Below are 9,474 nucleotides of genomic sequence, written 5' to 3'. Positions count from 1 at the left end.
ACGCTGCGCAGCGTGTTCGCGTCGCCGATGGAGCCGACCCAGGACGGGAGCTGCGAGTGCCAGACCGTGGTGTGGCCGCGCAGGCGCTGGCCGTGTGCCATGGCGCGGTTGACGATCTGGTCAGCGGGGCCGAAGTTGAAGTTGCCGCGGGACGGTTCGACGGCGTCCCACTTCATCTCGTTCTCCGGGGTGATCATGTTGAATTCCCGGTCCGCGATTGCGGCGTACTTCGAGTCGCCGAGCCTGCCGGCCGCCACAGCGGTGCCGAAGTACCTGCCCGAGGGGGCCGCCTGGGTACCCAGGGCGGCGGCTCCGGCGGAGCTGGGCAGGAGCGTCACGGCACCAGCCACCAGCGCCGCGGCCGACATTCCTATCACCACTGTTCGGCGACGCCGGCCGAGCCGGTGCAGGCCCTTCATGATTCTCCTCGGGGGCCGCAAGTCGCCCTGGATGCCGTGATCGTGCGCGCATCGGCCGGTACGGCCTGATCCGTCGCGGGTCGGGGGCGGGGCAGGGCCTGGGCCCGTTCCTGCCTACCGATCGCCCGGGAGGCGTGGGTGTGTCGCGTCATTGGAGCGGCTTTCTTTCAGGGGATACGTCAACGGGGAAAGTCGGGGGACCTGCCACGCCGGCCCGTCAAGGTGAGCGGCGGGAAGAGCACCCCACACAATGGAGGCCTCCGAACTGATGGCCTCGTAACAGAAAAATGGCGCCGCCCGGATGATTGCCCGGTGATGCATCACGCGGGCGAAAAGCGTTATGCCAAGCCCTGCGTTCCGGTCGTCCTGTGGAAAGGGCGCCGCCCTGATCACCAGCGAGGTGTCATCGGTGGCGGTCGCGCTGATCAGCCTTCAAGCCGGTACGCCGAGTCAGCCGTCGACGAACGCGGACCGAAGCCGGTTTCGGCGCAGCACTCGGCTCGCTGCCAGGTCGAGAACAGCGTGGTGCAGGATCGTGGCGAGTGTCGGCCAGCCCCCGACGACCGTGAAGGTGACCCGCTGCCGCGTCTGCGCGCTGCTGGACGCCGAGACTCGGCCGAGCGTCGCGAAGTCGCCGGCATACGTGAGGTACAGGGCGGGCTCGTCCGCGGACTCCAGCGACTGTGCGCCCAGCGGAACAGTGCCCGCGACGGCCGGCGGACTCACCGGGGACGGTCCGGCCGACGTGATGGTGCTCGACGGGATCGGCGTGGGATTGCCGGCCGTGGGAGCGGGGATGACGCCGGGCACCCGATGCGCCGGTTCGGGCCAGGTCACGTAGGTGGCGGTCCCGGTGACGAGGACCGCGCCGGTGGCGAGGGCCACCAGCGGATGAGCGGTCACCGCGTGGAGTTTGCCGATCAGACAAGCTGTGCAGACTGCCTCCCCCCGTCGCCGTGCCGACGGCGACGGGTGCCGTGGCCAGCCCGGTGGCGCCGGCCGCCGTACCCGACAGCAGGCCCTTGGCGGCCAGCGCGGCGATGGGCCCGGCCGGGACCGCCAGTGGGGCGAGGCTGAGGAGCAGTCGCTCGACCGGAACCCGTTCCGTCTTCGTCGCCGCGCAGACCGGACATCCGCGGGTGTGCCGCGCGATCCGCTTGCGCCACACCGATGTACGGAGACCGTCCCAGCCGATGAGGAGGCGATCGGCTTTCGCCGCGAGGCCCCTGACTCCTCGGCCGGAACCTGGCCGGGCCTTACCGTGCCGGGGTGAACCTTCCCCAGACCGCGACGGAGCCGCCCGGGGTCTGCGTGTCGACGCGGTAGCCGTCGTCCGTGGCGTTGCGCACGCCGGTGGCGTGGTTGTACTGGCCGGCGAATTCATGCTGGCCGGTCGGCACGGTACGGCCCGGTTTGAGGACCCAGCGGTAGACCAGCGCTCCGCCGGCCTCCTGAACGGTGACGATGAAGTCTTCACTCGGCAGGGTGCGCCAGTTGCCGGTGTTCTGCACGCCGCCGGTTTGGGCGATGCGCAGTTCCACGGTGAGCGAGGTGAGCGGCTGTGTGGTCTTGAGAGTGAGGTTGCTCTGGGCCCAGTAGACGGTGCTGTGCGGATCCACCGAGCCGTCCGACGACAGGGGCCCGTTCTGAACCCGGCTGCTGGGCAGCGGAGTGGGGCGCGGGCCGACCGGGGCCGTGGTGGTCGGAGTCGGGGCCGGGGCGGCGGGGGTGGTGGGAGCAGAGGGCGTCGGACGGGAAAGAAACGTCGGGGACGGGGTCGCGGGGGTGGTGGCGCTGTCCGACGGTGGCGGAGTGCGGACGATGCCCGCGACCGCGAGACCACCCGTGGCCAGGGTGGCGGTGATGGCGAGGCCTGCGAGGGCGGCCTTGGGCCAGGTTCTCGCGATGGACGGTGTGCGGTGACGGACGGTGCCGTCGGCCGCCCCGCGTTCCACGCGGGCCAGCATCCGGGCGCGATCGGGCTGGTGGGCCTCGGCGGCGTCGCGCAGCCGACGGGTGATGTCCTCGTTCACCGGTTCCTCCTCCCCGCCACCAGGTCGCCGACCGCTCGTGTGCCAAGTATCCGTTCCAACTCGGCCATTCCCTTCGAGGTCTGGCTCTTGACCGTACCGACCGATATGCCCAGCGCCGCCGCGGTGTCCTTCTCCGAGAGGTCGAAGGCGTGGCGCAGCACCACGCACGACCGCTTCCGGAACGGCAGCCGGGCGAGCGCCGTACGTACGTCCAGCACGGCCGCCACGTCCGGCCCCGCCACCTGCTCCGGACTGCGGGACCAGAACAGCGCGATCCGGCGCCGCTCGCGCACCGCACTGCGGATCCGTTCCCGCGCCATGTTGGCGACCACGCCGCGAGCGTAGGCGAGCGGGTGGTCAGCCTTGCGAAGCCGGTCCCAGCGCTGCCACAGGGCGACCAGGGCATCCGCGGCGAGGTCGTCGGCCGCGTCCGTCTCGCCGGTCAGGAGATGGGCGAGACGGGCCAGTTCGGCGTAGTGGCGTTCGAAGAAGTCGTGAAACTCCGCGGACGCGTCATGAAGGAGCATCTCCCCCGGTCGCCCTCTCCCTGCTATGTGCGCGTTAACAATCGGCTCGAGCGTAACAGTGCCCGTCACCGCGGCCGGACAGTGGCCGATCGCGGGGGCAGAGCCGTGACGGTGGGTGGACGGCACGGTCAATGCCGGGCGAACTGGACGCGGGTCTCTTGCGCGACGTCCGGTTTCAGTGCGATCCCCTCGACGGTCAGTTGTTCTCCGTAAAGGTCGGTGACCCTGATCGCTCCGCCGCATCCGCTGCCGCCGGTGGAGAGGAAGTAGTTGTAGTCGGTGCGGGGCAGTTTCCGCCAGCCGCTGGCGGTCCGGAGTTCGAGCACCGTCACCGGGTTCCGATGCCCGATCACCTGGACGCCGCACCAAGAGCGGCTGGACCCGGTCTTGTACCGGATGGAGAGCGTGTCGGGCGCGGCGGGGCTCAGCAGCGTCCAGGTGATCGGGATCCGGCCGAGTGAGGGGTTCGCGAGCTTGGCGAAGGCCTGTTGGCTGAGGTCGAGTTGCCCCGGTGCGCAGGGCAGGGGGCACTCGTTGACGATCCGCACCGTGATGGAGTTCCCGTTGGCGGCGCGGACCCGCACGTACGCCCCGCACGCTTTGGCCGACTCGTAGTCGGTGTGGTTCATCGCCGCGATCATGAGATCACCGGACGGTCCGTACAGGCAGGCACCATTGCCGTCACCCGCGGCATAGGAAGTCGCGACTCCCTGGTAGCTGACCGAGGGCTTGATCCGTCCCGCCGAAGAGGCCGGCGACTCCGTGCGTGCCGGGCTGGAGGCCGAGGGCGTCGGGACACCGACGGCTGACGGCGGGGGCGGGCTCGTGACCGTCGGCTCCGTCGATGCGGTCGCGGCGCCGGCCTCTGCTGCCGGCGACCCGGAACTGGACGGTGCGTTCGTTGGGGCAGCCGCTACGGATGCGCCGGTGGGAAGCCCGACACCGGACCGGCTCCCGGGGAGGAGCGTGAGGGCCAGGCAGGCCAGCGCACCGACTGCCGTCACCGCCAACGGAATGCCGACGGCCGCCCCGCGTCTGCGCCGCGGCCGCGGCGCACCGTGTTTCGTTGTCCTCATGCCCATCCGTTCGGTAGATCGAGTCGACGTCGCACTTATCAGTGGCCGCCGAAGGCGAAAAGGTTGCCGCTCCGGTCCGGTCCGGACCGGTGCCGATGTCGCCGAGACCGGGGCGGGCGCCGCGCACGGCCGCCCGCCCCGGCCCGGGGCGATCAGGACACGTCGCCGTACACCACGCCACGGCCGTAGCCGCCCAGGTAGACCCGGCCGTACACGTCCGGGTCGCCGATGATGACGGAGATGACGCTCCCGCCGAACTGGTGCTGGTCGTCGTTGATCCGGACCCAGGTCGAACCGCCGTCGATGGAGCGGAACACCCCGGTGACGCCCTTCAGCGTCCCGCTGAGGTAGAGAGCCTGGTAGGTGGCGCCCGGGGCGGGCTTGCCGAAGCCGACACCGTGCGCCTGCTGCACGCCGGCGAGCTTGTTGAAGCTCGCCCCGCCATTGGTGGAGTGCAGGAGTCCGTTGCCTCCGCCTGTGATCCACAGGTCACCGGCGACGCCCGGGGCCGCCTTGAGCTGTCCGTCACCCAGGCCGGCGGCCCGGGCGGTGAAGCTCTTGCCGCCATCGGCGCTGGCGTACAGGGTGCCGCCCTTGAGGGCGTAGAACGTGTTCGCCGACGAACGGTCGGCCACCACGGCCGAGTCCGCGGGCAGACCGGAGGCGGCCGTCCAGGTCGCACCGCGGTTCGTCGAGCGGAACGGCCTCTGGCCCGCGGGCGTCCAGACGACGGCGGCGCCGTCCGCCGAGACCGCCACGGCCCCGCCGCCCGCTCCGCGCACGGGTTCCCCGGCGAACGGCGTCCAGCCGGCCCCGCCGTCGGTCGAATAGGCGCCGTGCTGCTCGCCACCGAGACCGACCCGGACCACGAACCCCGGCTTCGCCTGCGCGAAGTCGATGCCGGTGGTGTTGGAGAACAGCGGTCCGGAGAGTGCTTTGGCGGGTACCTTGGTCAGGTCCTCGTGCCGGAATCCGCTGACATCGCCGAGCGCACTGATCAGCGGGAGGCCCGGGGGCTTGATCAGCCCGAGGACCGCGGTCTCCTCCAGCCCCTTGGCCGGGACCGTCCAGTGCGTGGCACCCCCCTTGTCCGCCGCGGTCACGTCGTTGCTGCCCCATATCCCCGACCCGGTGCCGTACAGCACGTGCCCGGAGTCGAAGGGGTTGATGGCCAGCGCGCCCATCCAGTGCCCGATGCCCGTGCCCACGTACGGCGCAGCGGAGTTGTCCCGCACCGAGGTCGCGCCGAGCGCCTTCCAGGAGGCGCCGCCGTCGGTCGACCGGTACACCTCGTCCGAGGGCCACCAGCGGTCCAGCGTGGTGACCATCACCGTGGACGGGCGCTGCGGATCGACAGCCAGCCCGGCGAAGCCGTAACCACCGCTGGACGGTGAAATGTTCTTCCAGGCCCCGGTGGACGGCGTGTACTTCCACACGGAACCGGCCGTCACACCGTTCGGGCCCGGGGCATTGGTGTACGTCAGATACAGCGAGCCGTCACCGGACAGCACACCGTGCTGCGGCAGCTGCCCTGTGGGCCGGCCGGACACGGCCTGCCAGCTGCTGCCGCCGTCGGTGGAGCGGTACAGCGAGGTGGTCTTGTCGGCCACCCCGACGTAGATCGTCCGGCTGCCGGCCGGGCCGAAGGTCACGAAGGACAGGCCGACGCCGCTGCTCGCACCGTCCTTGACGGGGAAGGCGGCGACCTGGCTCCAGGTCACGCCGTAGTCGGTGCTGCGCCAGAGCCCGTTCTTGCGGGTGCCCAGGTAGAGCGTGCCGTGGTTGGCGGGGTCCACCACCAGCCGCTCGCCCATGGACCGGCCGTCCTCGTTGCCGCCCAGTTTGAACGGCAGGTCGGTGCGCTGGAACGTCTTGCCCTGGTCGGTGGAGCGGAGGATCGCGCCGTTGCCCGCCCAGTCATTGGTGTAGGTGCCGCTCGCGAGGTACAGGCGGTTCGGGTCGACGGGGTCGGTCGCCAGGCTCTCGATCCCGAGCAGGTTCCAGTCGGATCCACCGATCCAGTCGGTCAACGAGGTCCATTGCGCGGCGGTCGCGTCCCAGCGGTATGCACCGCCGATGTCGGTCCGGGCGTACAGCAGGTCCTTGCGGGCGGGGTTGAAGACCAGCCCGGTGACGAACCCTCCACCGACGATCTGCGCGTTGTGCCAGGTGTACCTGCCCGAGCCGGCCGCCTTCACCAGCTTCCACTGCTGGTTGGTGCTGCCCCGGTCGGCGTACTGGATGAGCGGCACCCCCTCGCCGGTGGAGCCGCCCCACACGTCCAGCACCATGTTGTTGCTCCGGGAGACGAACTTCACCGCCCCATCGCCCACGTCCTGCATCTTCCACTGCTGCGTGGCGGAACCGTGGTCGGTCTGCTGCTCGACGGCCGCCACGGACTCCTTGGAAGCGCCGCGCACTCCGAGGACCTTGTGGCTGCTGCGGTTCTCCACCTCGTAGTAGCCGTCCCCCGCCTGCCTCAGCCGCCACTGCTGACTCGCGGCACCTGCCACGCGGCTCGCCTGCCGTATCCAGACGCCGTCCGACGTGTCCGCCCCCGGCACGTCGAGCACCTTGTCGCTGCGGACAGAGGTCAGCGTGTAGTAGGCGTCGGCATCCACCGTCGCGGCGTTCGAATCGGCCTGCACGAACAGCAGGTAGGGGCCGAGGACTCCAGGCACGCCCAGCATCAGGCCGATCGATATCCCGCGCCGGCGGTGGCGCCCCCGCGTACGCCGCTCACCACCAGCCGCGGCCTTGCGCCGGCTGCGGCCGTCCGCCGTGGGATCCGTCTCGTTCATGGGGGCTACTCCTTGCTTCGGCCCTGCCCCGTACAACCGCTCAGGTCAGCGGTGCGCGGCGGCATGCGGCGGGAGATCGGGCGACCCGTGGGTGTGATCGCCTTCTGGTGTGCCCGTCAGTTGCCGCCGCTCCGGAAAAGGTTGCCGCCCGCCGAAGTCCGGTACCGGGCCACTGAGACCGCGTCGTTCCAGCGTCAGATCGGGCAGGGGGGAGGGCTGTCGCGTCCGTTCAGCAGCCCGCCTCGTGCGCGGCGGTTTCCGACGGCAGGCTGGGCGAAGAGCTGAGACCTCATCGGAGGGACTTCGCCAGCGTGGTGGCGCCGTTGAGCAGGTGCTCCAGCGGCCCGCGCCGAAAGAATCGGGACCAGGCCGCGGTGAACACGATGGCTGGGCGGGAGACGGCCGGAGCTTGGGGCGCTTGGCGCCCGGAGAGGAAGGCTTCGGATGTGTGTGGGGGCGACCGGGTGGGCACGGGCACGCCGCTGTGGCGGCTCCTGCCGCCTGCGGCCGTCGACGCGGGCTTGACGACCCTCGCCGCACTCGCACGTGGATCAAGCTCTTCGACGAGAGGACCCCCGCGGCTGTGCCGGGCTGTTGCTGCGCACGCACTCTCCGTTGACCCATCTTCCAGGGCGAACTGCAGGCCCCCCGTATGGCTCGACCGAGACCCACCCAGGCACGTTCGGCCGCCCCGTCACTCCGCACCCAGGAGGTTCCCTGAAACACGACGGCAATCACTCAATGCCATCGCATGACTACCCTGGGGGCCGGAGTGGACGCTGTCTGTAAAGGACCACACCCGCGCGATGAATTTCCGCCTGCCGGCGGGGGCGATTCCGCTGTTCGGCGGGGTGACCACCGGCGCACGTTGTACTGGGACGAATCGAGACCGAGTACAACCGCACCCGTCTGTCCTGGGGGAGGCTGCGTGAGGGCCGCTCGGTCGCGGCTCGCAGATCGGGCAGGGCGGTCTTGCCGGGGTCGCCGAGAACGAACTGCTGGTCGCTGCAGGAGGTCTCGTCGGTGTCACCACGGGACCTCTTGAGGTGCAGCGGGAGGCGAAGGGGGGTCGGAGAGCGCGGCGACGATGTGACGCGGACGGGACCCCGGCCGGGAACGCGGGAGAGGCGAAGGACGAGCTGTGCCGCGTCGAAAGCAGCGCCGCGGTAGCCGTCCAGGAAGAAGGTGTCGGACAGGGAGTGCAGCAGGGGGGTGCCGGGGCCGCCCCGGGGCGGACCTCGCAGGCTGCGACAGGCCATGTGATCGCGAACAAATACACTGTCGTGAGCACTCGTGAGACAGTCGTAAGGTCTGCGAAGCCCTGGCGCCATCGACCGGATCCCGACAGCGGTCCAACCGCCGAGCGCCGTCACTCGTAGGCACTGGGCGGCTGTGAACCATACTGGTACGACCGATGAGGGGGCCTTGAGTGGGAACTGCAAGCACCGAGCCGGAGTCCCGCCAGCCCGTGATGGCGGATGTGGCGCGGGTCGCCGGCGTGTCCCACCAGACCGTGTCCCGGGTGCTGAACGGTGCACCGCACGTCCGGCCCGACACCCGGGACCGGGTGCTCGCCGCCATCCGGGAGCTGGACTACCGTCCCAACTCGGCAGCCCGCGCGCTGGTCACCCGCCGCTCCCAGACCCTGGGGGTGGTCAGTTTCGGCAGCGCACTCTACGGCCCCGCCTCGATGCTGGACGGGATCGAGCAGGCCGCGCGCAGTGCGGGGTACTTCGTCAGCGTCGCCAGCCTGCGTTCGCTGGACAGCCGCTCCGTACAGGAGGCGGTGGACCGGCTCCGCGACCAGGGCGTGGAGGGCATCGTCGTCATCGCGCCGCAGATCTCGGCGGTGAGCGCGGTGGCGAAGCTGTCCAGCGCGGTGCCGGTGGTCGCGGTCGGATCGGGCAGCCAGTCCCGAGTGCCGATGGTGGCCGTCGACAACGAGTCGGGGGCGCTGGCAGCCACCCGACACCTGCTCGACCTCGGGCATGCCACGGTCCACCACGTCGCCGGCCCCCCCGGCTGGCTGGAGACCAAGACCCGACAGGACGGCTGGCGCAAGGCCCTCGAGGCCGGCGGCGCCGAGGTGCCACCGGTACAGAGCGGCGACTGGAGCGCGAGGTCCGGGTACGAGGCCGGACTACGGATCGCCGAGGATCCTCTGGTCACGGCGGTCTTCTGCGCCAACGACCACATGGCCCTCGGCCTGCTCCGCGCGTTCCATGAGGCGGGACGGGCGATTCCGGGGGACATCAGCGTCGTCGGGTTCGATGACATTCCCGAAGCCGCGTACTTCGCCCCACCGCTGACCACCGTGCGTCAGGACTTCGGTGAGCTGGGACGCCGCGCTCTTGAGCTGCTGGTGGAGGAGCTGACCGGCGTCGGCCACGCCCGCAGCCACGTGCTGATCTCGCCGGAGATGGTGCTGCGGCGCAGTGCCGGCCCGGTGGCGCGTTAGGCCGCCCGCGGACGGCCTGGTCAAGATTGGGTAACGGCATGGCGGTCCCCTTGTCCATGGAATTGTGAGCGTTAACAATCTCACTCAAGCGAAACGGCACCGCTACATCCCGTTCACATGGACGGCGCGGACCGCACCGCCGCCTGCACCAACGCCGCAC

The 9,474-nt window shown here is 70.6% G+C and carries 7 protein-coding genes; 1 reads left to right on the top strand and 6 read right to left on the bottom strand.

All coding sequences use genetic code 11. From position 1 onward, the window contains the following. The 6 genes from AB0F11_RS26155 to AB0F11_RS26130 all read right to left on the bottom strand — a co-directional run. Positions 1-419 (bottom strand): endo-1,4-beta-xylanase (locus AB0F11_RS26155; RefSeq protein ID WP_362178338.1); only part of this gene is annotated, 419 nt, incomplete at its 3' end. 450 nt (positions 420-869) lie between these two features. Then, on the bottom strand, positions 870-1,322 hold the full coding sequence (locus tag AB0F11_RS26150; protein WP_362178335.1) for a hypothetical protein: 453 nt from the start codon (positions 1,320-1,322) through the stop codon (positions 870-872). Between the two features lie 353 nt (positions 1,323-1,675). After that, positions 1,676-2,452 carry a hypothetical protein gene (locus tag AB0F11_RS26145; protein ID WP_362178333.1) on the bottom strand — a complete coding sequence of 259 codons (777 nt, stop codon included), beginning with the start codon at positions 2,450-2,452 and terminating at the stop codon, positions 1,676-1,678. Continuing rightward, positions 2,449-2,979 (bottom strand): SigE family RNA polymerase sigma factor, encoded by a 531-nt coding sequence (locus tag AB0F11_RS26140; protein WP_257553333.1) that lies wholly within the window; start codon positions 2,977-2,979, stop codon positions 2,449-2,451. Before AB0F11_RS26140 ends, AB0F11_RS26145 begins: the two co-directional genes overlap by 4 nt. A 128-nt stretch (positions 2,980-3,107) precedes the next feature. Beyond that, the gene (locus tag AB0F11_RS26135) at positions 3,108-4,055 is read right to left on the bottom strand and encodes an expansin EXLX1 family cellulose-binding protein (RefSeq protein WP_362178347.1); all 948 of its coding nucleotides are present in this window, start codon (positions 4,053-4,055) and stop codon (positions 3,108-3,110) included. 152 nt (positions 4,056-4,207) lie between these two features. Next, a complete protein-coding gene (locus AB0F11_RS26130; protein WP_362178330.1) occupies positions 4,208-6,856 on the bottom strand; it encodes an RICIN domain-containing protein in 2,649 nt (882 codons plus the stop codon). 1,471 nt (positions 6,857-8,327) lie between these two features. Between AB0F11_RS26130 and AB0F11_RS26125 the strand changes: the two genes are divergently transcribed. Next, complete coding sequence (locus AB0F11_RS26125) at positions 8,328-9,314, top strand: LacI family DNA-binding transcriptional regulator (protein WP_079423903.1); 987 nt, start codon at positions 8,328-8,330, stop codon at positions 9,312-9,314. Positions 9,315-9,474 lie beyond the last annotated feature (160 nt).

Origin of the sequence: Streptomyces sp. NPDC032472, assembly GCF_040636955.1 — a bacterium.
Lineage (GTDB): Bacteria > Actinomycetota > Actinomycetes > Streptomycetales > Streptomycetaceae > Streptomyces.
This window is presented reverse-complemented; position numbering and strand designations above follow the sequence as displayed.

What these genes read in the sequence shown, in the direction of transcription:
- AB0F11_RS26140 (WP_257553333.1), bottom strand. Translation starts at nt 2,979, where the DNA reads ATGCTCCTTCATGACGCGTCCGCGGAGTTTCACGACTTCTTCGAACGC.
- AB0F11_RS26135 (WP_362178347.1), bottom strand. Translation starts at nt 4,055, where the DNA reads ATGAGGACAACGAAACACGGTGCGCCGCGGCCGCGGCGCAGACGCGGG.
- AB0F11_RS26130 (WP_362178330.1), bottom strand. Translation starts at nt 6,856, where the DNA reads ATGAACGAGACGGATCCCACGGCGGACGGCCGCAGCCGGCGCAAGGCC.
- AB0F11_RS26125 (WP_079423903.1), top strand. Translation starts at nt 8,328, where the DNA reads ATGGCGGATGTGGCGCGGGTCGCCGGCGTGTCCCACCAGACCGTGTCC.